Annotated in this window: 24 protein-coding genes; 21 read left to right on the top strand and 3 right to left on the bottom strand. The window is 28.4% G+C overall.

Annotated features, from left to right (window positions below):
- The first annotated feature begins 83 nt into the window (after window positions 1-83).
- The 3 genes from GPX08_RS08390 (at window position 84) to GPX08_RS08400 (ending at window position 1,501) form a co-directional block, all read left to right on the top strand.
- Complete coding sequence (locus GPX08_RS08390; RefSeq protein WP_156626362.1) at window positions 84-488, top strand: hypothetical protein; 405 nt, start codon at window positions 84-86, stop codon at window positions 486-488.
- Window positions 489-543: 55 nt separating this feature from the next.
- Window positions 544-786: a hypothetical protein gene (locus GPX08_RS08395; protein WP_156626465.1), complete on the top strand. Its 243-nt coding sequence runs from the start codon at window positions 544-546 to the stop codon at window positions 784-786.
- Between the two features lie 124 nt (window positions 787-910).
- Window positions 911-1,501, top strand: a complete 591-nt coding sequence (locus tag GPX08_RS08400) for a hypothetical protein (protein WP_156626363.1) — start codon at window positions 911-913, stop codon at window positions 1,499-1,501.
- A gap of 195 nt (window positions 1,502-1,696) precedes the next feature.
- On the opposite strand, the gene GPX08_RS08405 is transcribed toward GPX08_RS08400, so the two are convergent.
- Window positions 1,697-2,104: a transcriptional repressor gene (locus tag GPX08_RS08405; protein WP_156626364.1), complete on the bottom strand. Its 408-nt coding sequence runs from the start codon at window positions 2,102-2,104 to the stop codon at window positions 1,697-1,699.
- 288 nt (window positions 2,105-2,392) lie between these two features.
- On the opposite strand from GPX08_RS08405, the gene GPX08_RS08410 reads away from it, so the two are divergent.
- The 3 genes from GPX08_RS08410 (at window position 2,393) to GPX08_RS08420 (ending at window position 4,378) form a co-directional block, all read left to right on the top strand.
- Complete coding sequence (locus GPX08_RS08410; RefSeq protein ID WP_156626365.1) at window positions 2,393-2,725, top strand: hypothetical protein; 333 nt, start codon at window positions 2,393-2,395, stop codon at window positions 2,723-2,725.
- Between the two features lie 112 nt (window positions 2,726-2,837).
- Window positions 2,838-4,040 carry an EAL domain-containing protein gene (locus GPX08_RS08415; RefSeq protein WP_156626366.1) on the top strand — a complete coding sequence of 401 codons (1,203 nt, stop codon included), beginning with the start codon at window positions 2,838-2,840 and terminating at the stop codon, window positions 4,038-4,040.
- Window positions 4,041-4,156: 116 nt separating this feature from the next.
- On the top strand, window positions 4,157-4,378 hold the full coding sequence (locus GPX08_RS08420) for a hypothetical protein (RefSeq protein WP_156626367.1): 222 nt from the start codon (window positions 4,157-4,159) through the stop codon (window positions 4,376-4,378).
- A gap of 160 nt (window positions 4,379-4,538) precedes the next feature.
- Here GPX08_RS08420 and GPX08_RS08425 read toward each other — a convergent pair whose 3' ends face one another.
- Window positions 4,539-6,008, bottom strand: coding sequence for a nicotinate phosphoribosyltransferase (locus GPX08_RS08425; RefSeq protein ID WP_156626368.1), 1,470 nt, complete (start codon window positions 6,006-6,008; stop codon window positions 4,539-4,541).
- 225 nt (window positions 6,009-6,233) lie between these two features.
- On the opposite strand from GPX08_RS08425, the gene GPX08_RS08430 reads away from it, so the two are divergent.
- The 7 genes from GPX08_RS08430 to GPX08_RS08460 all read left to right on the top strand — a co-directional run bounded on the left by GPX08_RS08430 (window position 6,234) and on the right by GPX08_RS08460 (window position 15,066).
- Complete coding sequence (locus GPX08_RS08430) at window positions 6,234-8,222, top strand: AAA family ATPase (protein WP_156626369.1); 1,989 nt, start codon at window positions 6,234-6,236, stop codon at window positions 8,220-8,222.
- An 87-nt stretch (window positions 8,223-8,309) separates the two neighbouring features.
- Window positions 8,310-10,277 (top strand): cell division protein FtsA, encoded by a 1,968-nt coding sequence (locus tag GPX08_RS08435; protein WP_156626370.1) that lies wholly within the window; start codon window positions 8,310-8,312, stop codon window positions 10,275-10,277.
- A 53-nt stretch (window positions 10,278-10,330) separates the two neighbouring features.
- Window positions 10,331-11,521, top strand: coding sequence for an amidohydrolase (locus GPX08_RS08440; protein WP_156626371.1), 1,191 nt, complete (start codon window positions 10,331-10,333; stop codon window positions 11,519-11,521).
- 63 nt (window positions 11,522-11,584) lie between these two features.
- Window positions 11,585-12,556: an RluA family pseudouridine synthase gene (locus GPX08_RS08445; protein WP_156626372.1), complete on the top strand. Its 972-nt coding sequence runs from the start codon at window positions 11,585-11,587 to the stop codon at window positions 12,554-12,556.
- Window positions 12,557-12,569: 13 nt separating this feature from the next.
- Window positions 12,570-14,186, top strand: a complete 1,617-nt coding sequence (locus tag GPX08_RS08450) for an oligosaccharide flippase family protein (RefSeq protein WP_156626373.1) — start codon at window positions 12,570-12,572, stop codon at window positions 14,184-14,186.
- Between the two features lie 211 nt (window positions 14,187-14,397).
- Window positions 14,398-14,769, top strand: coding sequence for a nuclear transport factor 2 family protein (locus GPX08_RS08455; protein WP_156626374.1), 372 nt, complete (start codon window positions 14,398-14,400; stop codon window positions 14,767-14,769).
- A gap of 18 nt (window positions 14,770-14,787) precedes the next feature.
- Complete coding sequence (locus tag GPX08_RS08460) at window positions 14,788-15,066, top strand: hypothetical protein (RefSeq protein ID WP_156626375.1); 279 nt, start codon at window positions 14,788-14,790, stop codon at window positions 15,064-15,066.
- Window positions 15,067-15,382: 316 nt separating this feature from the next.
- On the opposite strand, the gene spoVB is transcribed toward GPX08_RS08460, so the two are convergent.
- Entirely contained in the window at window positions 15,383-16,882 is a 1,500-nt protein-coding gene (gene spoVB, locus GPX08_RS08465) for a stage V sporulation protein B (RefSeq protein ID WP_156626376.1), read from the bottom strand.
- Window positions 16,883-17,072: 190 nt separating this feature from the next.
- On the opposite strand from spoVB, the gene GPX08_RS08470 reads away from it, so the two are divergent.
- The 8 genes from GPX08_RS08470 to GPX08_RS08505 all read left to right on the top strand — a co-directional run bounded on the left by GPX08_RS08470 (window position 17,073) and on the right by GPX08_RS08505 (window position 24,163).
- Window positions 17,073-17,576, top strand: a complete 504-nt coding sequence (locus tag GPX08_RS08470; RefSeq protein ID WP_156626377.1) for a hypothetical protein — start codon at window positions 17,073-17,075, stop codon at window positions 17,574-17,576.
- A 20-nt stretch (window positions 17,577-17,596) separates the two neighbouring features.
- A complete protein-coding gene (locus GPX08_RS08475; RefSeq protein ID WP_156626378.1) occupies window positions 17,597-19,273 on the top strand; it encodes a DUF4080 domain-containing protein in 1,677 nt (558 codons plus the stop codon).
- 196 nt (window positions 19,274-19,469) lie between these two features.
- Window positions 19,470-19,796, top strand: coding sequence for an ATPase (locus GPX08_RS08480; RefSeq protein WP_156626379.1), 327 nt, complete (start codon window positions 19,470-19,472; stop codon window positions 19,794-19,796).
- Window positions 19,783-21,738 carry a V-type ATP synthase subunit I gene (locus tag GPX08_RS08485; RefSeq protein WP_156626380.1) on the top strand — a complete coding sequence of 652 codons (1,956 nt, stop codon included), beginning with the start codon at window positions 19,783-19,785 and terminating at the stop codon, window positions 21,736-21,738. The genes GPX08_RS08480 and GPX08_RS08485 overlap by 14 nt, the downstream gene beginning before the upstream one ends.
- Before the next feature lie 12 nt (window positions 21,739-21,750).
- A complete protein-coding gene (locus GPX08_RS08490; RefSeq protein WP_156626381.1) occupies window positions 21,751-22,236 on the top strand; it encodes a V-type ATP synthase subunit K in 486 nt (161 codons plus the stop codon).
- Between the two features lie 18 nt (window positions 22,237-22,254).
- Window positions 22,255-22,845 carry a V-type ATP synthase subunit E gene (locus GPX08_RS08495; RefSeq protein WP_156626382.1) on the top strand — a complete coding sequence of 197 codons (591 nt, stop codon included), beginning with the start codon at window positions 22,255-22,257 and terminating at the stop codon, window positions 22,843-22,845.
- A gap of 12 nt (window positions 22,846-22,857) precedes the next feature.
- A complete protein-coding gene (locus GPX08_RS08500) occupies window positions 22,858-23,859 on the top strand; it encodes a V-type ATP synthase subunit C (RefSeq protein WP_156626383.1) in 1,002 nt (333 codons plus the stop codon).
- Complete coding sequence (locus tag GPX08_RS08505) at window positions 23,843-24,163, top strand: V-type ATP synthase subunit F (RefSeq protein ID WP_156626384.1); 321 nt, start codon at window positions 23,843-23,845, stop codon at window positions 24,161-24,163. Before GPX08_RS08500 ends, GPX08_RS08505 begins: the two co-directional genes overlap by 17 nt.
- Window positions 24,164-24,175 lie beyond the last annotated feature (12 nt).

Raw genomic sequence — 24,175 nt, forward strand, 5'->3', positions numbered from 1 at the left:
TTAAAAAACAGTGGCAATTATTATTCGAGGGAATATCATATACTATAAAACAAAAAACTATAAATCCCAAGGAGGAGTAAGTTATGGAAATGAATGAAATTCTAAATGGTTTAAATTCATGCGGTGGAAGCGATAATATTAGCTCACAATGCCCACCACAAAGTGGACCATTTTCTGGAGGCGGCTGCGGCGGATTTGGCGGATTTGGCGGCTTTAGCTGGATTTGGATCTTATTAATACTCTTCTACTGCGGCGGATTTGGTGGATTTGGTGGTAGATCTAGTAATAGAGGCTGCTGTAAACCAGTGAAATGCTGCTGTAAGAGAGAACGTAAAGAATGCTGCTGCCCAGTAGATTCTGGATATGGAAATACCGGCTTTGGAGGATGTTCAAACTGGTTATTCCTATTAGTAATCCTATTCTTATGTAATGGTTGTTCAGGCTTCGGAAACTGCGGAAATGGAAATTTATTTGGCGGATTTTGCTAAGATAAATTAGAAAGGAGAGATAGATATGTCAAGGAGAAGAAGAAGAAGACGTAATATGTGCTGCTGTGAACCAGTATGCTGTGAACCAGTATGCTGCGAACCATGTTGTGAACCAGAACCATGCTGTGATGGTGGAAATATTTTTGGAGGAATGAATAGTTGTATAACTCCTATAATCTTCTTATTAATTGCTTGTGGTGCAGGCTTATTAAATAATAATTGCTCAGTATTAATAATATTATTATTCTTACTATGTGGTGGCTCATTCGGTAATTTATTTGGAGGAGCAGGTTACTAGTGGTATAGAGGATGGAGGGCTTATGGCCCTCCAAAAAAATGCAAAAAATTTATTATAACTTATATAATCAAAAAAAATTTTAATACATATAATAAACAAATAGAAGAATTATAGGAGGCTCTAAATGTCTAAAAAAAGAAGAAGACATAGACGCGAGAGACAAGATATAGCTGATGTACAAGGTGAGCTCAATAATAACCTCCCCTTTGGAATAAATCCTAATCAATTATTAAGTCTTTTAGGAGAAAATTTTGATTTAAATAATTTGGGGAATGTCATGTCATCAATGAAGAATAATGGAGTTGATTTAAATAGCTTTAATTCAAATTCATCAGGATTAAACCAGCAAGGAAATAGTAATGAAAATAATAGAGGTGGATATGAATTTGGGGGATTACAAGGGCTTATGAATGCTTTAGGAATGAACTCTTTCAACCAACAAAACAATGGTAGTACAAGTTTTAATAATAATTTTAATAATAATTTTAATGAAAATGATGATAATATCGATGGTATTACAGATACAGATGAAGAAAGTGGCTTAAAAGAGGGTATAGAGGAGGATTATTCAGGAAAAGGTATAGAAGATGATGATGATATTATTGAAGAAGATGAAAACATACAAATGCTAATTTCTATAAAGAGTATAGTAGATGATAGAAAAGCAGAGTTTATAGATAAGATTATGGATGCATATAGGAAAGGATTATTTTAAAATTTATAAATGCATAAAAAAGATTAATTAGTAAATAATATTATTGTACCGGAGAAGTATTCTCCTATAGCAGACGTAGAGTAATCTTCGTTTAAGCTAAACCCCCCCATCCCCCTTTAGGCCGCAGTAAATGCGGCCTTTACCTTTTGCAATAAAAAGCAAAATAAAAAAGCTAGAAAAAATTCTAGCTTTTAATTATTTACAATTCTTACATAATCCATAAAAGAAAATTCTATTTGATAAAACTTTATATTCTGAGCATTCCTCAGCAGTACTGTTAAGAGTAGTAAAAGATATATTCTCTAAATCAGAAACCTTACTACAGTTTATACATTGAATATGAGCATGGTCATGTTGATTAGCATCATATCTAAAATTACCTTCTCCAACATTTATTTCTTGTACTAAGCCTACTTCCACTAAGGTTTTTAGTGCTTTGTAGACTGTAGCTAAGCTCATTGTAGGATACTCAGGTTGAAGTGATTTATATATAATTTCTGCAGAAGGATGTTCATCTGTACTCATTAAATACTTGTAAACTGCTAATCTTTGTGGAGTAAGTTTTAATTTCTTTTCTCTAAAGATAGAAGTTATATTTTCCATAATACACCATCCTTTTCTTATTTTATAACCAATTATATAATAAAAATTGTTTTTTGTCAATATATATTTTATAGTAATAATTAGTAATAAATAATAAGTATTAATTAAGCATATTTTAAGTGAATTATTCAAAACTATTGAAATTATCAAAATAATGTGATATTATAATTATGAGGTTGTTAATAAATTAACAAACTTAAATTTCAATAAATACACAAATAATAATAACATAATTTTTAGTAATAATATATATATATTAAAAATTTAGTATTTTAGGAGGGAAAGGTTATGGCGAAGTATAAAGTTGGAGATGAATTAATAGTTATAAATGATCCATCTGAAGAAAAGGAAAAATTAAGAGAATTAACAAAACTAACAAAAGAAGATGATTATGCACAAATTTCTTGGGGCTTAAAGATATTAAATGTAGAATACGATAAACCATATGTAACATTAACATATAGAAATGTAGATGGTGAGTTAAATAAAGTATTCGCAGAATGTAGAGATATAGAAAACTTTGATCATGAAAAAGTTTTAGAAAAAGCTTTACTTAAAGCATTTACTAATGAAATAATAAATATTTCTGTAGTAAAGAATAGCAGTCATTGCAAATTATAAAAGAGGATTATTACCTCTTTTATTTTTTGTATTTTAATAAGAACTTAGGTTTAAATTTCCCAATTATTTAGTTATAATAGTATTGAATATAAATATTATTAAGGATGAGTATATGGAAATTTTTATTGCAAGGCAAGGTATATATGATATAAATGGAAAAGTAGTAGCTTATGAGTTATTATATAGAAATTCAATTAAAAATAATTATGATTCAGAAGTTGAAGATGAGAGAGCGACTTATCAGGTAATAGAAAATATATCATCTTTTGGATTAGATGTATTAACAGAAGATAAAAGAGCATTTGTTAATTTTTCCGAGCAAGTAATTAAAGATAATTTAGCAACTCTTTTACCTAAAGACAATGTAGTTATTGAAGTACTAGAGACGGTAAATCCATCACAAGAAATAATACATAAATTAATTTCTTTAAAAGAATTAGGATATAATATTGCTTTGGATGATGTTATTTGCTTAGATTATATAAAGAAATTTATAGAAGTCGTAGATATTGTTAAAATAGATTTCATATTATCCACTAAGGAAGAGAGACAAGAAATAGCAACTTATTGTAAGGATAATAATATTAAAATATTAGCAGAAAAAATTGAAACTAAAGAAGATTTGCTTGAAGCTAAAGAGCTGGGATGTGATTTTTTCCAAGGATACTATTATAGTAAGCCATCAGTATTTTTAGGTAAAGATATATCAATAAAAAATACTAGTATATTTATGCTTTTAGTTGAGCTTGTAAGAGATGATTATAATTTAGATAAAGTAGATTATATTATGAAAACAGATGTAGCTCTAACTTATAAATTTTTAAGATTTATTAATTCATCATATTTTAATTTTCTACAAGAAATAAAATCTATAAAGCAAGCTATAATGCTTATAGGTAAAGGTGAATTAAGAAAATGGCTATCAATATTATCAGTATCAGAAATGTCCCCTCAAAATGAAGAATACACTAAGAACATAATAATAAGAGCAAGATTTTGCGAGGAAATTGCTCGTACCATTAAACTTAAAGATTCTCCATCAGCTTTTATGGTTGGATTATTTTATAATATAGATGAAATGATAGAAAAAGATATAAATTATGTTGTTAAAACATTGCCATTAAATAGAGAAATTAAAAGGGCGTTGCTTGGTGAAAAAAATATTTATAGGAATATTTTAGAGTTATCTTTAGCATATGAAAATCTTGAAAAAGAAAAGATAGAAGAATATTGTAAGAAATTACGCATAAATGAGGGGGAATTATTGGATTTATATTACAAATCACTCGAGTGGGGTAGAAATATATCTAGTTAAGTCGAAATTTGTATTATGAAAAATCCTTCAAAATACTTCCTTTTAGTAACAAAATATAATATAATATAAGCAAATTTTTGATTTCGTTTTCAAATATGGGGTATGGAGGAAATGTTATGGGAAAGTGTCCGTTTTGGTCAACAAAGAAAGAAAGGGTTAATTGTTATAGCGAATGCCCGATGCATACTATAACAAATGAAAATGAAGTATGTCCATTTAAGGAGTTATCAATATCTGGAAATAAAAGTTCGATTATAGATAATATGAATGAAGAACTTTTCTATTCTCAAGAGAGATATTTAAATTATGGAGAAAATGATAAGGTGATAAATTACTAAAAATAAGGGCTTTATGTTGAATATAGGTTTTATAACTTATACTAAGCATTAGCCCTAATTTTTTTTTGTTTGAACCTATAGATTGTTGGATTATATAAATTAAAAAGAAGTTGTATTAAAATAAATATTATACAACTTCTTTTAATATTAGATTATAAGATTACTTTACGCATTTATGAAGTAAATCTTGTTTTAAGCTCCATAGATCTTCTGATAAATCTACATAGTAAGTATGTGGATTTTCAAATCTAAGTATTTCTGGCCACATCTTTAAACTTTCGTTTTTAGAGAATTCTTTTATTTCAAGAACAGAAGGGCTTTCGTATACTTGTTTTCCTTTATCAAAAACTTTTACCATTAATTCTTTTACATAATAGTTAGTGACAGTTTTTCTTTTCCATGTTTCAATTGGATGGAAAATTTCTAAAGGCTTACTTTCATCAATAACTTCATGATTTAATGCTATAAGATCTGCAATAGCATTATGACTTTCTTTATCGTAAATCCTATATATCTTTTTAAATCCTGGATTAGTTATTTTTTCAGTATTTTCACTTATTTTTATTTTAGGAACAATATTATTTTCATCATTTTCTACTGCTACTAATTTATATACTCCACCAAAAACTGGTTCAGATTTAGCTGTGATTAATCTTTCACCAACTCCAAAGGAATCTATAGTTGCACCTTGACTTAACACATCTCTAATAATATGTTCATCTAAAGAGTTAGAAACTATTATTTTACAATCTTCATATCCAGCTGCATCTAATATTTTTCTACACTTTTTAGTAAGATAAGTAATATCTCCTGAGTCTATTCTAATTCCAGTAGGTCTCTTACCTTGAGGTTTTAATATTTCATCAAATACTTTAATTGCATTTGGTAATCCTGATTTTAACACATTATATGTATCTATAAGTAGTGAGCAATTGTCTGGATAAACCTCTGCCCATGCTTTAAATGCATCATATTCAGTATCAAACAGTTGAACCCAACTATGAGCCATAGTTCCAACAGCAGGAACTTGGAAGTACTTATCAGCTATTGTACAAGCGGTAGAGTCACATCCTCCTATTATAGCAGCTCTTGCACCATATATAGCTCCATCATATCCTTGAGCTCTTCTAGAGCCAAATTCCATAACAGTTCTTCCATCAGCAGCTCTACAGATTCTATTAGCTTTAGTAGCTATTAAAGTTTGGTGATTAATTGTAAGTAGTATCATAGTTTCTATAAATTGAGCTTGAACTACAGGTCCTCTTACTATTACCAATGGTTGATTTGGAAATACAAAGTTTCCTTCTGGTATAGCCCATACATCACACTCAAATTTAAAATTCTTTAGATAATTTAAAAATTCTTCAGAAAATAAATTTTTACTTCTTAAATAATCTATATCAGAATTTGTGAAATTCAAATTGTTTAAGTATTGAATTAATTGGTCAACACCAGCCATTATACAGTAGCCACCACCATCTGGGACTCTTCTGAAATACATATCGAAATATGCAACTTTATTTTGAATTTCTTTGTTAAAGTATCCATTTGCCATAGTAAGTTCATAAAAGTCTACTAACATAGTAAGGTTACGTTCGTTAGTAACATCAAATCTCATTAAGTTTTCCATATTTAACTCCTCTTGAATAAATATCTTTAATAGTAAAGAAATTAATTGATATAAGTTGTAATAAAGATTCTACTTTTTATTAAGATAGTTCATATTTAAGGTATGATACTAGCTTAACAACTTATATATAAATTACACAACTATTGTACCTCTATAAATAAATTATTACAATATAGTTATTTACAGTATAATTAAGTCAATAATAGAGTGTGAAAGGAAAATAGCATGAAAATATATCTTGATAATTATCAAAGAGAAGCAGTTTACATAAATGGAAAAAATACTTTGGTAGTGGCAGCACCTGGTTCGGGAAAGACCACAGTTATTATAAATAGAGTTAACTATTTAATTAGTGATTTAAATGTTAAGCCATATAATATTATAGTAATAACATTCACAAGAGCAGCAGCTGATAATATGAGGAATAGATACAAAAATGTTTTTAATAAAGATGAGGCTCCTTTCTTTGGAACATTCCATGGATTATTTTATAAGATCCTTTTAAAAGAAGGCTTTGATATATCAATTATTAATTCATCTGTATCTTATAATTTAATAAAAGGTGTACTATCTAAGTATTCTGATGAAGTTAGTGACGATAAGATTAAGGAAGTATTGAATAATATTTCCTCTTATAAGACATCTTTAAAATCCTTTGAAGAATTCAAACCTTCTTTATCAAGGGATATATTTGATGAGGCCTTCGATAAATATGAGGAGTATAAAAGAAAAAATAAATTGTGGGATTTTGATGATTTATCTTTAAAGGTCATTAATTTATTTAGGGAAGATAGATTTATAAATAAATATTCATACTTATTTAAGTATATATTGGTAGATGAGTTTCAAGATTGTGATGAATTACAAATTGAATTTTTAAAATTACTTAATGAGAATACTTCATTATTTGCTGTAGGAGATGAAGATCAATGTATTTATAGCTTTAGAGGTTCTAAGCCAGAATATATGGTAACTTTTAATAAAATTTTCAATGGTGGCAAAAAGATATATTTATCTATTAATTATAGAAGTAGTGAGAATATAGTAGAAGCATCTAAGGAAGTTATAAAGAATAATATAGGTAGAAATAGTAAGGTTATTAAAGCTTATAATAACACTAAGGGGCTTATAAAATATTCCACTCCTTTTGATGAGAGACATCAGGGAGAAGAAATTTCTAGCATAATAAAGTCATCTATAGATGACTTTAAAGATAATGCAATTTTATATAGAACTAATATGGAAGCAAGAAGTATAATCGATACTTTTACTAGAAATAAGATTCCTTTTGTTCTATTAGATAAGGGATACAACTTCTTTGATCATTTTATATGTAAAGATTTATTGGCCTACTTGAGATTAGCCATAAACAACAAAGATAAAGAAAGCTTTTTACATATAATAAATAAACCCTTTAGGTATGTCAGTAAAGCTAATTTAGATTATGTTAGAAATTATAAGGAAGAAAAATGTCCATTTGATATTTTAATAGAGAAGAAGGATACTCCACCTTATCAAGCTAAGAAAATAGATGACTTAAAGAAGGATATTCTTCATCTAAATAAATTATCTTTATCATCAGCAATACAGTTTGTAATATCTGAGCTAGGCTATATAGATTATTTAAAGGCTTATTGTGAGAGGTATAATCAAAGCTTTAATGATTATGAAGATATATTAGAGGAATTTAAAAGTGCGGCCGATGGGATTAAGACGATACTTGAATTGTTAAGTCATGTAGAAGGAGTAAGAGATCAAATAGAGGAAAGTAAAGAAATAAAAGAGGGAGTTATTTTAAGTACAATACATGGTGTGAAAGGAATGGAATTTAAAAATGTATTCTTAATTAATGCTACGGAAGAAACTATACCTCATAAATCTTCAATAGATGAAAATTTAGAAGAAGAGAGAAGGCTTTTCTATGTAGGAATAACTAGAGCTATCAATAATTTATATATTTATTCTCCAAAGACTCAAAGAGGAAGATTTAAAGATGTATCTAGATTTGTACTTGAAGGTAAGTTTGATGAAGCAAATGAAAGTAAGGACTATGGATTAGAAGTTGGAGATACTATAGTTCATAAGGCTTATGGAGAAGGCCTAGTTAAAGAAATAAATAAAGATACAGTAAAGATTGATTTTGTTGACGGAGTTATTAGAAGCTTTTCTTTAAAGATACTAATATCTAATAATATTATTACTATAATTAAGTAAGTGTTCACTATTTTGGAAATAGAATGTATAATCTTATTATGGCAATAAAAGGAGAAGACTAAGATTCTTTGTTACGAGGTGTATAGTATGGATAATGTAAATTTAAACAAAATTAAATTTGCACTAGATGTTGGAACTAGATCATTAATAGGAACGGTAGGAATAATTGAAGATAATAAATTTAGAATAATTAGTGAAAAATATTTAGAACATGAAGAAAGAGCCATGATAGATGGTCAAATTCATGATATAGATTTAGTTGCAAAAGGCGTAGCTAAAATAGTTACTGAAATTGAAGAAGAACTTAATATAAAGCTTGAAGATGTAGCTATTGCAGCTGCAGGAAGATTTTTAAAAACTGTTAATTCAGAAGGTGTTATAGAGTTAAATCCTGATGAGGAGATTAGCAAAGAAAATGTAAAAACTCTAGAGCTTGTAGCTGTTAAGTCAGCTGAAAATGAAATAAATAAAACTACTGAAGGTAAGTTATATTGTGTAGGTTATTCTGTTAAGAATTATTACTTAAATGGATTTGTTATATCTAATTTAATTGGTCATAAAGGAGAAGAGGTAAAGGCAGAAGTGATAGCTACTTTTCTTCCAAGGTCAGTTATAGATTCTTTATATACAGTTATGAAGAAGGTCGGGCTGAAAGTAAATAATATAACATTAGAACCTATAGCTGCTATTGAAGCTGTAGTTCCAAGAAAACTTAGGCTTTTAAATATAGCTTTAGTAGATATAGGGGCAGGTACATCTGATATAGCGATAAGTTCAAAAGATAGTATATCTTCATATGGAATGGTACCACAGGCTGGTGATGAGATAACTGAAGTTATAGCACAAGAATGTTTGGTTGATTTCAATACTGCTGAATACATAAAGAGAAATTTAAATTTAGGTGAAAATATAACATATACAGACATTTTAGGTCTTGAGAACACTATAAGCTCAGAGAATTTATTAAAAGTTGTAAGACCTATAGTAAGAAAAATTGCTGAAGCTATATCTGCAAAGATAATAGATTTAAATGCAGGAAAAGCACCAAGTGCATTATTTTTAGTAGGAGGAGGGGCACATACTCCTTGGATGTTAGATGAATTAAGTACAGCATTAGGTATGCCTATACAAAGAATAGCAATAAAAGATAGAACAGCTATAGAAGAGTGCATAAGTGATAATGAGTTAGGCTCAGCAGGAGTAACTGTTTTAGGAATAGCATTGATATCTATAAAACAAGGGAAAAACGATTTTATTGATGTAACTTTAAATGGGACACCAGTAACTATGCTAAATTCTCATAATCACAAAGTAATGGATGTTATTATTCATGCAGGGATAAATCCTAATATGATTTTAGTTAAGAATGGCAAAAACTTAAGATATAAGGTTAATGATGTTAAGAGGATAGCTTTCGGTGAAAGAGGTAAGAATCCTATCATCAAGGTAAATGGAAAGCTTGAGGATTTAGATAAGGTAATAAAGTCAGGAGATAATATAGAGATAGAGTATGCAATTCAAGGTAAGGATGCTCATCCTAAAATAATTGATCAAATTAAGGAGTTCAATACAATTAGCTTATATATTGATGAGAAAATTATAAATTTAGAACCAATCATTTTAGTTAATAATGAAATAGAAACTCTCGAATATTATATTAAAGAAAATGATGAGGTAAGAATTATCTTACCAAAAACTATTGGGGATATTAAAAAGTATATATTAAAGAATAATATGGACATAAGAAAAGATGGAAGAATTCTTGATGATAATTACATAGTTTTAGAAGGGGATAATCTAAATACTAAAGGTGAAGAAAATAACTATGTAGAAGAAGTTAAAGAAAGTGATACTAATGAGATTACTGTTATCTTTAATGGTAAGAAGGTTACTCTAAAGGGACAAAAAGAGTATATATTTGTCAATATCTTTAATTATGTAGATTTTAATTTAAAAGAGATTAAAGGAACGATAAATCTAATGCTTAATGGAAATAGGGTAGGATATACTGATAAGATAAAGGATGGAGACAATATCGAAATTTATTGGACTTAAGTATAGTATGATTCAATTAATTATCTACATAAAAATTTAAAGGGGGCAACTAAATGAATTTTAAAAACGAAGCAATAAATATAAAAAATGAATTAATAGAAATAAGAAGAACCTTGCACGAACATCCTGAATTAGGCATGGAGGAGTATGAAACTTCAAAGTTTATAAAAGAGTTTTTAAAAAAAGAAGGAATAGAGTATTTAGAGGTTGCAAAAACAGGCGTATGTGGAATAATTAGAGGCACTGGAGAAGATAAATTTAATAAAGATAGAACTATAGCATTAAGAGGCGATATAGATGGACTACCTCTTTTAGATAAAAAAGTTTGTGAGTATTCATCTAAGGTTGATGGCAGAATGCATGCTTGTGGGCATGATGCTCATACAACTATATTACTTGGTGTAGGTAAAATTTTAAATAAGAATAAGCATTTATTTAGTGGTAATGTAAAACTATTATTTGAACCTGCAGAGGAAACTATAGGTGGAGCTAGATTTATGATAGAAGATGGTGTATTAGAAAATCCTAGAGTTGATTGTGTATGTGGGCTTCATGTTGAAGAAACTTTAGAATGTGGAACTATTATGCTAAAAGAAGGAGTAGTAAATGCTGCATCTAATCCTTTTACTATTAAAATAAAGGGCTCAGGTGGACATGGAGCTTATCCTCATACTACTGTGGATCCAGTAGTAATAGCAAGTCATGTTGTAATAGCTCTGCAAACAATAGTAAGTAGAGAAATAAATACTGCAAATCCAGCTGTAATAACTGTTGGAAGTATTCATGGAGGCACAGCTCAAAATATAATACCTGAAGAAGTAACTATTAGTGGTGTTATTAGAACTATGAGCAAGGAAGATAGAGCTTTTGCTAAAGAAAGACTAACTGAAATAGCTCATGGAATTTGTAAGTCATCAAGAGCTACTTGTGATATAGATATAGAGGAATCTTACCCAAATCTTTATAATAATGATGAAATGGTAGCTTTATTTAAAGTAGGTGCAGAAAAGGTCTTAGGTAAAGAAAATGTTTTAGTACAAAAACATCCTAAGATGGGAGTTGAAAGTTTTGCATATTTTGCAAATGAAAGACCAGCAGTATTTTATTTTTTAGGATCAGGTAATAAGGAAAAGAATATTGTATATCCTGCACATAGCAATTTGTTTGATATAGATGAGGAATGCTTACCGCTTGGAGTAGCAATGCAATGTGAGATGGTCTTAGAATATTTGACAAGAAGATAAATTAATATTAATCTATTACAATGGGGAAAATAGTTTAGAATAACAAAACTAGGAGTGATTAGTTTGAAAATAGAAATAGGAACAAATGAGGCAGGTCAAAGGCTAGACAAATTTTTAAGAAAGCTTTTAAAGGATGTTCCTTTAAGTAAGATTTTTAAAGCCTTAAGAAAAGGTGATATTAGAGTAAATGGTAAGAAGCAAAAGGAAAATTACGCACTATTAGTAGATGATGTGGTTGAAATAAAATATATTCAAAGTAATAAAGAAAAGCCAGAAGATAAATTTATAAAAGTTAATGCTGGTGGAATGAAGATTACTTATGAAGATTCTAATATATTAGTTGTAGAGAAATGGCCAAATATATTAGTTCATCCTGATGAAAAAGGAAAGGAACCAAGCTTAACGGACTATGTATTATCTTATTTAAATGAAAAGGGAGATTACTTACCAGAAAATGAAATAACATTTACTCCTGCATCATGTAATAGATTAGATAGAAATACTTCAGGTATAGTTATATTTGGAAAGAATTTCGAAGCATTAAGATCAGTAAATGAATTAATTAGAGAAGGAAATGTTGAAAAATACTATAATGCTCTAGTTAAGGGTAAAGTTAAAGATGGATTATATAAGGGATATATTCATAAAAATGAAGAAGCAAATATTTCTAAGATTTATGATGAAAAGATTCCAAATTCTAAGGAAATAGCTATGGAAGTTAAGACTTTAAAGACTAATGGAGCATATTCATTCTTAGAAATAGACTTAATAACAGGAAGAAGTCATCAAATTAGGGCTCATCTATCTCATTTAGGTGCTCCTATTATTGGAGATAACAAGTATGGAGATAGAAAGTTAAATTCTTTCTTTGCTAATAAATTCGGATTAGATTGTCAATTCTTATATGCATATAAGTTGGTATTTAGGGAAACTAAGGATAAATTAAGCTATTTAAATAATAAGACTATAACAGAAAGTTTACCACCAGTATTTAAAAAGATTAAAAATGATGTGTTTAAATTTTCAATAAAATAAAGGTGATTTAGATATGGAGCAAAAATCAGTTGGACGTGGTTTCTTAATATTATCAATTGCAGGTATTGCTGGTAAGTTATTATCAGCAATGTATGTTCCTTTATTAACTGCGGTCTTGGGAAAAGAAGGTTATGGAATATATGTAGCTGGATATGATATATTTGTATTTTTAATAGCAGTTACTAGCCTTGGCGCTCAGCCAGCTGTAACTAAGGTAGTAACTGAATTAAGGGCAATAGGACATCATAAGGATGCATTGAGGGCAATGAGGCTTTCTAGAAGATATTTGGGTATTATAAGTTTTGCTATTGCTGCTATATTTATGGCATTAGCATTTCCATTAACTACGTGGATTAATAGGGAGCAATCAGCTTTAACCTATTTATTCTTAGGACCTGCAATATTTTTTGCTGCTATTTTAGCTGCTTATAGAGGATATATGCAAGGAATTGAAGATATGGAATCCTTAGCTATATCCCAAATATTAGAGCAGCTAGTAAATGTAGTTTTAAGCTTAGTATTTGCAGCACTTTTACTTTCAGCTACTAGTAGCTTAGAATGGGGAAGTGCAGGGGGAACTGTAGGTACCTCTCTTGGAGCTGTAATTGCATTAATATATATTATGTATATATTTAATAAAAAATCCTATTATGAAGAGGCAGAAATGCTTCATGAAGAAGGAAAGAGAAAAGTTTCTGATAGAAAAATAGTGAAAAAATTTTTTATGTATGCAATACCAATAACTTTAGTTGCAGCTGTTCAAAACTTTGCAGGTGTTATTGATAGTATCACATTAGCGAAGAGTCTTTCAGCAGCAGGATTTGATTCTGAGGTAAATAGTTTAACAGCAGTTTTATCTTACTATAAGACTCTTATATATGTGCCATTAGCTATAGTAACTGCTTTAGGAACCTCTATATTCCCTAAGATTATTCAAGCTTTTGTACAGAAAAATAAGAAGGAATTAAAGAGACAAACAAGCTATTCTTTTAGAATGATGTATATTATAGTAATGCCATCAACTTTTGGACTTGCGATATTAAGCAAGGAGATCTATCATTTCTTATTTAATAATACGAATGATGAATATGTATTACTTATGTATGGATCAGCTTTATTAATTTTTATGTCTATAACAACAATACAAAATGTTATATTACAAGGAATTAATAAGCTATATCTAATTATTGTGTCTGCAAGCCTTGGATTAATAGCTAAGATTATACTGAATGTATTTTTAGTTTCTATTCCAAGTGTAAATATAAATGGAGCAGTAGTTGCAACCTTTGTTTCATTTATTATTCCAACGATAATAAATCATAGAAAGATAACACAATTCTTTAGAGTTAAGATACCAATAATAAAACAAGGAATAATTCCTATGATTTGCTCCATATTAATGGCTATAATTATAGTAGTTGCAAAGTACCCTATAGTAAAATTAGCGGAAATTTTAGGCGGGGGAAGAATTTTAATTGGAGTTGCTACATTAGTATTAATAGCAGTAGGAGGAGTAGTGTATTTATATACTATGATTTATTTGGGCGGTATAAGAAGAAAAGACTTAGACTTAATATCACCAAAATTATTTAAATTCCTACCAAGAAGATTAAGAAAACAACTGATTTAGTAATGAAGAAATTAAAAAAATGAAATAATGAAAAATTAATGAGAAAACTCAGCTTATAGCTGGGTTTTTTATTTTGTGAATTTAAAGTTAGATAAGGAAATTTTTTGTAAGAATAATCTTATCTGAAAGTAAAATATTAGAAATAATTACTATGTGGTATAATTTGTATATAAATAATTGGTATAAAATTTAATTTATTGGGGGATTGTTTATGAAACTTAAGGAGGAACTTATAAAAGGATATTTCAAGTCTTGGATAAATAACGAGAAAGACATAATAAATGAAATATTTTCTGAGAAAATCATATATAGTGAATGCTATGGACCTGAATATAAAGGCATTGATACTATGGAGAGATGGTTTGAAGATTGGCATACTCATGGGAAAGTATTAGTCTGGGATATAAAGCAATTTATTCATAGCAGAAATATTACAGTAGTTGAATGGTATTTTAAATGTATTTATAATGAGAATATTTCTGAATTTGATGGGGTATCTATTGTAGAGTTTGATGATAATAATAAAATATTAAACTTAAAAGAATTTGAGTCTAAGGCTGAGCATTATTATCCATATAGTTAATATATTAGGAGGCTATACATGGACAAAAAGTTAAATGCCTTATTTTTTAGAAGGATTTCTTTATTATGTTTGTTTAGTTCAATTATCATATCTTTATTATCTACCTTTTTAAACAGTATTATTGGAGTAATAGTTGGAATAACTTTATTAATTATATATATTATAATATCGATAATATTTTGGAGGTGTCCATTTTGTAAAAAGAGATTGCCAATGAGATTTGATACTAACAATGTAGATGAAGTTTTGTGTCCATACTGTGATGCAAATTTGTTATATGGAGAAAAAAAGAAATAATATATATTTGCAATAGTTTTAAAACAAATCCAAATAAAAAAACTGAATTAATAAATAGAGAATATAAATTGATAGATTAAAATGGAAAGGTGCTGTCGCACAATGAAAAATTAATGAAAAAACTCCTTAAGGAGTTTTTAAAAGAAGTTAATTTTAGTAATTCTGTAAGAATTGCATCAATAATTCTTCATTTTTAATTTTTAATTCTTAATTTGGGATGTTTGTGCGACAGCCCCCTTTAATTATCAGTAATTTGGAACAAATTACATCTTTAATTGTAAATTATACATTATACATTCTTCATTGTGTGTAGCACCTATTCTTCATCTATACCAAAGAAGCTTAAAGCTGTAAAAAGTCCAAAGGTTATAAATATAAGTATCAAATTTTTAATTATCATCATATCGTTTAAAATATTTCTACTTAAGACTTTAAGTACTATAAAAATTAAAATTGAAAGTAATATAAAAATAATTATATTGCTTTTTGATAGATTTAAGTATATATGTTTTTGAACTTCTCTCAGATTTAGAGTTAAACTTATTGTTGAAGTTATAAATAGGGTTATACCATAACCCATAATATTTACACCGGGCATTCCTATAAAAATAAATAAACATACTATTTCTATGGCTGATACTATAAGTGAGTTTCTAAGAATTATGCCTTGTTTATTTAGCCCATTAAGTATTCCAAACATAGTATTTGCAGTAAAGAATATTGGCGCGCTTAAAGATGCTATTTTTATATAGTTGCCTAAATCATCTCTTTTAAATAACATCTGACCTAAAGAATCAGGAATAAGATTACATATTACTGTTGTGGAAAGGCCTAATAAGAATGCTATTTTCATAACTTTTTTTATTCTTATTGATGCATTATAGTAATCACGTCTACTAATTGTTTCAGAGAGGTCAGGAACTATTAATGAATTTATTGACATAATAACAATCATAGGAAAGGTTACTATAGTCAAAGCCATTCCTGTAAATTTCCCTATCATACCTAATGCAGTAGTTGGATCAAACCCAGCAGCAACTAATCTTCTTGGAACTAAAAGAGTAGAAGCAGTGCCAAATAAATTTCCTAAGAAACCATTTAAACATAGAGGTAGAGCAATTACTAGTACGTTAAAAAGTAATTGCGAAGCTCTTTCTGGTTTATGATTGCTCTTAGGAGTTTCTCTAGATAATTTTTTATAATATAAGAATAATAAAATTAAGCTCTGAAGTTCTCCAATAGCTAAAGATAAGTAAGCTAAAGTTACTAAAGAGGTTATAGAAGTTGAATTAAAAGCAAAAATTAATAGAGTAATAGTAAGTATTCTCATAGCTTTTTCTAAGATATCTATAAAAGAAGGTACTACGATTTTAGAAACACCGAAAAAATAACCTTTTAAAATATTAGAAAGAGCTATGAATATCATAGCTGGACAAGTAATCCTAATAGCATTTACAGTTCTAATATCATGAATTCCATATTTACTTATGTATGGTGCTAAAAAGAAGACTAAACCTCCTATAGCAATTGCCCAAATAACATTGAAACCACCCACAGACCTTATTGTCTTACTAATATTATTAAATTGTCCTTTTGACTTATAAATTGCAGAGGTTTGAGAAATTGCTGCAATTATTCCGGCTGTCATTAAGCATATAAAAAGATTATAAATAGGCATTACTAAACCATAAAGTCCCATTCCAACAGGACCTATAAGATTTGATAAGTAAATAGAGAAAATAAAACCTAATATTCCTGTTGTTATATTTGAAATTGTAAGAAGGATAGAATTTCTTAAAAAGCTATCTTTCTCCAAAGTCTTCACCCCCAATCAATACATTTATATCTATTCTTCCTTATAGGAGTTTATGCAAAAAGAAAAATAAAGAGAATAAATAAAAAGATAATTGAAAATAAATATTATAAATAATAAAAAAATTGTTATAAAAGAAAGCCTTCATAAATATAAATATAATGTAACTTATGTAATATGGAGGTGTTTATTTATGGGTAAGACAATAGTTTTAAATTTATCAGATATAAAATTTACAGGGAATATTTTAGATGTTGGTGAAAATTTTGGGGTTATTTATAATTTATCAAAAGAAATAATGGACGAAATTTCAGTAGATTATGTTAGTGTAAATAAAGAAGGAGAACTCAAAGAAAATGAATATGATACTTGTACCATGTTTTTCTCTTTGAGCAAAATGTGGAATAGCTTTAGTAGAGCAAAGCTAATAGAGGAAGTAGGGAAATATATAAAAGTTGGTGGAGAAATTTATATTTGGGATATTAATAAAGAAGTACGAGATATGATAAATAATAAAATAATTGCTGTAATGCCATCAGGAAAGTTCAAAGAATTTGAATTTAAGAATTTAAACCCTATTATTAAATCAAATATAGAGGAAAATAAAAAACTCCTTGAAAAATCTTATGAAATAGAAGAAACTAAATTATGGGAGGATATTCATTTTATTAGGGGGAAAAAAATAAAGGTTACTTAAAAATTGAAGGGAGATAACATATGAAGATTTTACTTACAGCTATCAATTCAAAATTTGTACACAGCAATTTAGCTGTTAGATATTTAAAAGCCTTTACAAAGGATATGGATTATGAATGTGGGATTAGAGAATTTTCCATTAATGATAGAGAGGAAAAAATCCTAGAAGAAATAATAAAAGAATCTCCAAATGTAGTTGCATTTTCTACATATATTTGGAATATTGAAATGATAAAAAGATTGTCTAACTTAATTAAATTAGTAGATGAAAATATTGAAATCCTATATGGTGGACCTGAAGTATCTTATGATAGTCAAAACATATTAAAGGAGCTTAATGGAGACTATATTATTGAAGGAGAAGGTGAAAAAACATATAGGGAGTTTGTTGAATATAAATTAGGAAAAAGAAGTTTAGATAACATTAGAGGTTTATATTATAAAGAAGATAATAATATTTTATTTAATGGTAAAAGACCTCTTATGAATATGAATGAGATAGTTTTTCCTTATGAAGAAGATGAAAACTTAGATAATAAAATAGTTTATTATGAATCAAGTAGAGGTTGTCCGTTTAATTGTAGTTATTGTTTATCATCAACTATTCATGGAGTCCGCTTCCTTGATATAGAAAGAGTTAAAAAAGAGCTTGAATACTTTATAAAAAAAGAAGTAAGACTAGTTAAATTCGTTGATAGAACATTTAACTGCAATCATAAGTTTACAATGGCAATTTGGGAGTTCCTAATAAATCAAGATACTAAAACACAATTCCATTTTGAAATATCAGCTGATTTATTAAAAAGAGAGGAATTAGAACTACTAAGAAAAGCGCCAAAAGATAGGTTCCAATTTGAAGTTGGAGTTCAAACAACTAATGATGATGTTTTAAATAGAATCAATAGATTTGTTAACTTTAGTGATATAAAAGAAAAGGTAGATGAGCTTTTAAAGCTAAGAAATATAAAGCAACATTTAGACTTAATTGCAGGTCTGCCTGGAGAGGACTATAACTCATTCAAAAGATCTTTTAATGATGTATATAGTATAAAACCAGAAGAAATACAATTAGGATTTTTAAAATTATTAAGAGGGGCATCTATTAGAGAAGAGGCTATATCATATGGAATGAAGTTTTCTCCATATCCACCTTATGAAATTTTGAAAACTAAAGACTTAAGCTATGATGAGTTAATAAAACTTAAAAAGGTTGAGGAAATGGTAGATAAATACTATAACTCACAAAAGTTTAATAACATAATAAAATATTTAGTAAAGAAGTTTGAAAATCCTTTTGATTTTTACTATGAACTTGGAAAGTACTTTGATAAGAAGGGATACTTTAATAGAAATATAGGAAACAGTGAGTATTATAGAGTATTTTTAGATTTTAATATGGAAATATTAAAAGAAGATACTGATGTAATAAATGAATTACTAAGATTTGACTATTTAAGTTTCAATAAAAAAAGAGGGATACCTGACTTTATTGGAAGAAGTATAAAAAAAGAAGATGAAGAAGAGATAAAAAATATTCTTAGACAAAAATATTCATTTAGGGAATATTACTTAGAATCTTTCGAAATTGATATACAATCATTTATAAATGAGTCCAAAATTATTAAAATGAAAGATTACTATCTATTTGGATATGGAGGCGATATTATCCGTATAACAAATGAAATAAAAGAATATTAAGAAAAATTGAATATTGTAAATATAATGTGGAGATAACGATTACACTGTGTAGTATATAGAGGTTCTTTCTGAAAATTAGGAATAAAGATGTTGAAAAATATAGGAAACAGTGTATAATGTATAATAGAATAGAGTAATTAATACTATATAAAGTATTAACTTCTATATTATTAAATATGATAAAGGTGGTGAGATTTTGGCATTAGAAGCAATAAATGAAATAAAGAGAGCTGAAGAGAAGGCTGAAGAATTAATTGAAGAAGCTACAGCTAAGGCAAAGGAAATGTTAAAAAATGCAAATATTCAATCTGAAGATGAATATAGCAAGATAATAGAATCTGCTAATTCAAAAAGAGTTGAAACTATTAAAAAAGCTGAAGAAGATGGAAATTCTGAAGCAGTACCTATTTTATCTAAAGGTGAAGAAGAAGTTGCTAGTATTAAAAATGTTTCCGAAGATAAGAGAAATAATGCTATTAATTTAATCGTTGAGAGGATAGTGAAGATTCATGGCAATAGTTAAGATGAAGAAATTCACTTTGCTTACCTTCGAATCTAAGAAACAAAAGCTACTAAAAGAAATTCAAGGCTTATCTGGTGTAGAATTTATAAATTTGCAAGATGAAGAATTACAAGATAAGTATGAAGAATTAAAAGCCCTATCTAAAGACGATATGGATTTAGAATGTGTGAAATATGAAGAAAGCTTATCAAAAGCTAAGTATGGTCTTGAGTTCTTAGGTAAATATGTTCCAAAGAAATCTGGAATAAAAGCTTTAAGAGAAGAAAAGCAATCATTAACCTTAGATCAATTAGAGGAAGCAGTAAAATCATCTAATTGGATTAACAGTTATGAAAAGGCTAAAGAAAAGGATGGACAATTAGCTGCTTTAGATTCACAGGTAACTAAGTTACAAGCTGAAATTGATACTTTAACACCTTGGCAAGATTTAGATGTAAGTTTTAGTGAGATTAAATCATTAAAGAATACTTCTTATTATATAGGAACTATAGCAAAATCTTATGAAGATACTTTGTTACAAGAGTTATCAAATGCTTACGTAGAAATAGTATCTAGAAGTACAAATGATATTAATTTATTAATTTTAGCTAATAAGGAATACGATGAAAATATTTCTGAAGTTCTTAGAAGTGTTGGATTTAGTGCCTTTAAAACAGAACATAAAGATGTACCTTTAAAGTTGATATTAGACTTTAAGCATCAAATTGAAGAAATTCAATCTAAAAAATTCTTTGTAAAAGAAGAAGTTGCGAACTATGAAGAAGATTTAAAAGTTTTAGAAATTGCATATGATTATTTTGCTAGTAAGGTAGACAGAAATAAGGTTGCAAATAATTTCTTAAAAACTAAAAATATATGCGCAATTCAAGGTTGGATAGCAGAAGAAGATAGTGAATTCTTAACAGAAGCTTGCAAAAAGGTTCTTAAAGATGAATACTACATAGAGTTTGAAGAGGTTAAAGAAGACGAAATAGATGATGTACCTATAAAATTGAAAAATGGAGAGCTTGTATCTGCATTTGAAAGTGTTACTGGTATGTATAGTTATCCGAAATACAATGAAGTAGATCCTACTCCACTTCTTGCACCATTCTACTTAATATTCTTTGGAATGATGGTAGCAGATGCGGGATATGGTTTAATAGTACTAATAGGATCATTCTTAGCTCTTAAGTTCTTAAAGTTAAGTGATAGTATGAAGGATTTTGCAAAATTCTTCTTCTACTTAAGTTTCCCAACAATATTTTTTGGGTTGATTTACGGATCATTCTTTGGTGATATAGTAAAACTTCCAACTCAATTAATTGATACAAATAAAGATGTAAATACTATTCTTATTTTATCTTTAGCCCTTGGAGTAATTCAAATATTCTTTGGACTATTTATAAAGGTTTATACTTTAGTGAAAGCTGGTAAAAAGCTAGATGCTTTACTTGATGCAGGATCATGGATAATTACATTAATATCTATTGGTGGATTAGTTGCTGTTAAGTTCTTACATTTAGCAAGTTTCTTAGGAACAGTATTTATAGTAACTATGATAATAGGTATGATACTTATAGTTATTGCAGGTGGAAGAGCAGAAAAATCTTTCGGTGCTAAAGCAGGTCAAGGGTTGTATTCTTTATATGGTATAACTGGATATGTAGGAGACTTAGTTTCATACACAAGACTTATGGCACTTGGATTAGCTGGTGGATCTATTGCTGGAGCATTAAATCTTTTAATTAATACTCTACCAGGAGTTGCAGCAATAATAATAGGACCAGTATTATTTGTATTATTCCATATATTTAACTTAGGATTATCATTACTTGGAGCTTATGTTCATACAGCTAGACTTCAATATGTTGAATATTTCTCTAAGTTTTATGATGGCGGTGGAAGACCGTTTAATGCATTTAAAGGCTCAGAAAAATATATAAGGATCAAAAGAAATTAGGAGGAATTATAAATGGAAATGTCATGGATTCAATATTTTATAGAAAATAACGGTGGATTAATTTTTGCAGCAATGGGAGTTGCATTAGCAGTTGGTTTAGCTGGTATAGGTTCAGCTAAAGGTGTTGGTATAGTTGGTGAAGCAGCTACAGGTTTAGTTACAGAAGAACCAGAAAAGTTTGGTAAGGCTTTAGTTCTTCAATTATTACCAGGTACTCAAGGTTTATATGGTTTCGTTATAGGTTTCTTAGTGTTCACTAAGATGACTTCAGGAATGCCTTTAGAACAAGGATTATACTTATTAGGTGCTTGTCTTCCAATAGCTTTTGCTGGACTTTGGTCAGGTATAGCTCAAGGTAAGGTTGCAGCAGCTGGTATTCAAATATTAGCGAAGAACCCAGAACACAATACTAAAGGTATTATCTTAGCAGCAATGGTTGAAACATATGCATTATTAGGATTCGTTATTTCATTTATGTTAGTAAACAAAGGATTCTAGGATTGGAGAGAATAGGCGATGGCAAATATTAATAATCTAACTTCAAAAATCCTTAGGGATGCTGAAGAAAGAAAGGAAAGCATTTTAGCTTCTGCTGAAGAAGAAAAGAATAAGATTCTTTCTAAAAAAGTAGCTAAAGCCAGAGAACTAGAAAAAGAAATAATACAAAAGGCTGAAGCTGAGGCAAAAACTAAAAAAGAAAGAATAATATCTTCTGCTTCTTTAAAAGTAAGAAACAATAAGTTATCTGCAAAACAAGAAGTTATTAAAGACGTTTTTGATAAAAGTGTAGATGTTCTAGCTGCTATTTCTGGAGATGATTTTTTAAGATTTATTAAAAGTTCAATATTATCTTTAGGAAAAATAGGAGAACAAAATCTTATTTTAAATAAAGCAGGAATTGAATTAGTAGACCTTACTTTTATATATGATTTAAATCAAGCATTAGGAGATAATGGTAATATAAAGTTAAGTCCTACTATAGGGAACTTTAAAGGTGGATTTATTCTTGAAAGTAATGGTATAGAAATAAATAACACATATGAAGCTTTAGTAAGTTCATTAAAGAATGAATTGGAGTTTGAAGTAGCTAATGTGTTGTTCAATTAAGGAGGGTAAGAAATGGATAAAATGAAGTTTACCCAAGCAGTATCAAGAATATGGGTTTTAGAAACTAAACTCCTTGATAAGCCAAAAGTTGAAAGAATGATTGAAGCTCCATCTGCAAGTGAAGTTCTTAGAATATTAAATGAAACAGAATATTCAAATGTATCATCAAATATAAAAAGAGCTGAGGATTATGAAGAAATTTTATCAGCAGAACTTAAAAGAGTATATGATTTAGTATATGAAATAAGCCCTGTTAAAGAAGTCGTTAAGATAATGAGCTTAAAATATGATTATCATAATGTAAAAGTTCTTTTAAAGGGAAAAGTTCTTGGAAAAGATTTATCTTCTATGATTGTAAAGCTTGGAAATTTAGATTTACAAGATATTAAACGTAAGATAGATGGAGATAATTATAAAAGCTTAAATGGAACTCTTGGAAAAGGAGTTCAAGAAGCTATGAAGGTCTTTGAAGAAACTAAAGATCCTCAAAAGATAGATATAATTATTGATAAATATATGTATAAAGAATTAGTAGAAATCCAAAAAAGCTTAGATTATAAGTTTATAGATAATCTAGTAAAAGCAATGATAGATTCTACTAATATAAGAACATTACTTAGAATTAAAAAGCAAAACAAAGGAAGAGACTTTGCTGAGGAAGTTATAGTAGAGGGTGGGGCAATAGATAGTAGTAAATTAGTTGCTTTATTAAATGAATCACCAGAAAATATAATGGCTAAACTTCAAAGTACTATTTATTCAGACTTAATTAAAGAAGGGTTTGAAGGATATATAGCAACGGAATCTGCAAGTCTTTTAGAAAAGTTAAGTGATAATTACATTATGGAATTAATGAAAGATTCTAAGTTAGTTACTTTTGGACCAGAGAAACTTTTATCATATATATATGCTAAAGAGACTGAAATAAAAGTAATAAGAATTATAATGGTTGGCAAGCTTAATAATATTGCTGAGGAAGTAATAAGAGAAAGGTTGCGTGATATATATGCATAAGAAAATAGGTGTTGTTGGAGATAAGGATTCAGTTTTAGCTTTCAAGGCTCTAGGAATAGATGTATTCCCAGTAGTAGATGCTGATGAAGCAAGAAAAGCAGTAGATAGCTGTGCAAGAGGCAATTACGCAGTAATCTTTGTAACTGAACAAATAGCGCAAACAATAGAAGAAACTATAGCACGTTACAATGAAGAGGTACTTCCTGCTGTAATATTAATTCCAAGTAATCAAGGTTCATTAAATATAGGACTTAAGAGAATTAGTGATAGTGTGGAAAAAGCTGTAGGCGTTAATATTTTATAGGAAGGTAGGTTA

This window comes from Clostridium tertium (genome assembly GCF_902652255.1).
In the GTDB taxonomy this organism is placed as follows: domain Bacteria; phylum Bacillota; class Clostridia; order Clostridiales; family Clostridiaceae; genus Clostridium; species Clostridium tertium_A.

Bases quoted from the DNA above. Each gene is read 5' to 3' on its own strand.
- GPX08_RS08390 (WP_156626362.1), top strand. From the start codon at position 84: ATGGAAATGAATGAAATTCTAAATGGTTTAAATTCATGCGGTGGAAGC.
- GPX08_RS08395 (WP_156626465.1), top strand. From the start codon at position 544: ATGTGCTGCTGTGAACCAGTATGCTGTGAACCAGTATGCTGCGAACCA.
- GPX08_RS08400 (WP_156626363.1), top strand. From the start codon at position 911: ATGTCTAAAAAAAGAAGAAGACATAGACGCGAGAGACAAGATATAGCT.
- GPX08_RS08405 (WP_156626364.1), bottom strand. From the start codon at position 2,104: ATGGAAAATATAACTTCTATCTTTAGAGAAAAGAAATTAAAACTTACT.
- GPX08_RS08410 (WP_156626365.1), top strand. From the start codon at position 2,393: ATGGCGAAGTATAAAGTTGGAGATGAATTAATAGTTATAAATGATCCA.
- GPX08_RS08415 (WP_156626366.1), top strand. From the start codon at position 2,838: ATGGAAATTTTTATTGCAAGGCAAGGTATATATGATATAAATGGAAAA.
- GPX08_RS08420 (WP_156626367.1), top strand. From the start codon at position 4,157: ATGGGAAAGTGTCCGTTTTGGTCAACAAAGAAAGAAAGGGTTAATTGT.
- GPX08_RS08425 (WP_156626368.1), bottom strand. From the start codon at position 6,008: ATGGAAAACTTAATGAGATTTGATGTTACTAACGAACGTAACCTTACT.
- GPX08_RS08430 (WP_156626369.1), top strand. From the start codon at position 6,234: ATGAAAATATATCTTGATAATTATCAAAGAGAAGCAGTTTACATAAAT.
- GPX08_RS08435 (WP_156626370.1), top strand. From the start codon at position 8,310: ATGGATAATGTAAATTTAAACAAAATTAAATTTGCACTAGATGTTGGA.
- GPX08_RS08440 (WP_156626371.1), top strand. From the start codon at position 10,331: ATGAATTTTAAAAACGAAGCAATAAATATAAAAAATGAATTAATAGAA.
- GPX08_RS08450 (WP_156626373.1), top strand. From the start codon at position 12,570: ATGGAGCAAAAATCAGTTGGACGTGGTTTCTTAATATTATCAATTGCA.
- GPX08_RS08455 (WP_156626374.1), top strand. From the start codon at position 14,398: ATGAAACTTAAGGAGGAACTTATAAAAGGATATTTCAAGTCTTGGATA.
- GPX08_RS08460 (WP_156626375.1), top strand. From the start codon at position 14,788: ATGGACAAAAAGTTAAATGCCTTATTTTTTAGAAGGATTTCTTTATTA.
- GPX08_RS08470 (WP_156626377.1), top strand. From the start codon at position 17,073: ATGGGTAAGACAATAGTTTTAAATTTATCAGATATAAAATTTACAGGG.
- GPX08_RS08475 (WP_156626378.1), top strand. From the start codon at position 17,597: ATGAAGATTTTACTTACAGCTATCAATTCAAAATTTGTACACAGCAAT.
- GPX08_RS08485 (WP_156626380.1), top strand. From the start codon at position 19,783: ATGGCAATAGTTAAGATGAAGAAATTCACTTTGCTTACCTTCGAATCT.
- GPX08_RS08490 (WP_156626381.1), top strand. From the start codon at position 21,751: ATGGAAATGTCATGGATTCAATATTTTATAGAAAATAACGGTGGATTA.
- GPX08_RS08495 (WP_156626382.1), top strand. From the start codon at position 22,255: ATGGCAAATATTAATAATCTAACTTCAAAAATCCTTAGGGATGCTGAA.
- GPX08_RS08500 (WP_156626383.1), top strand. From the start codon at position 22,858: ATGGATAAAATGAAGTTTACCCAAGCAGTATCAAGAATATGGGTTTTA.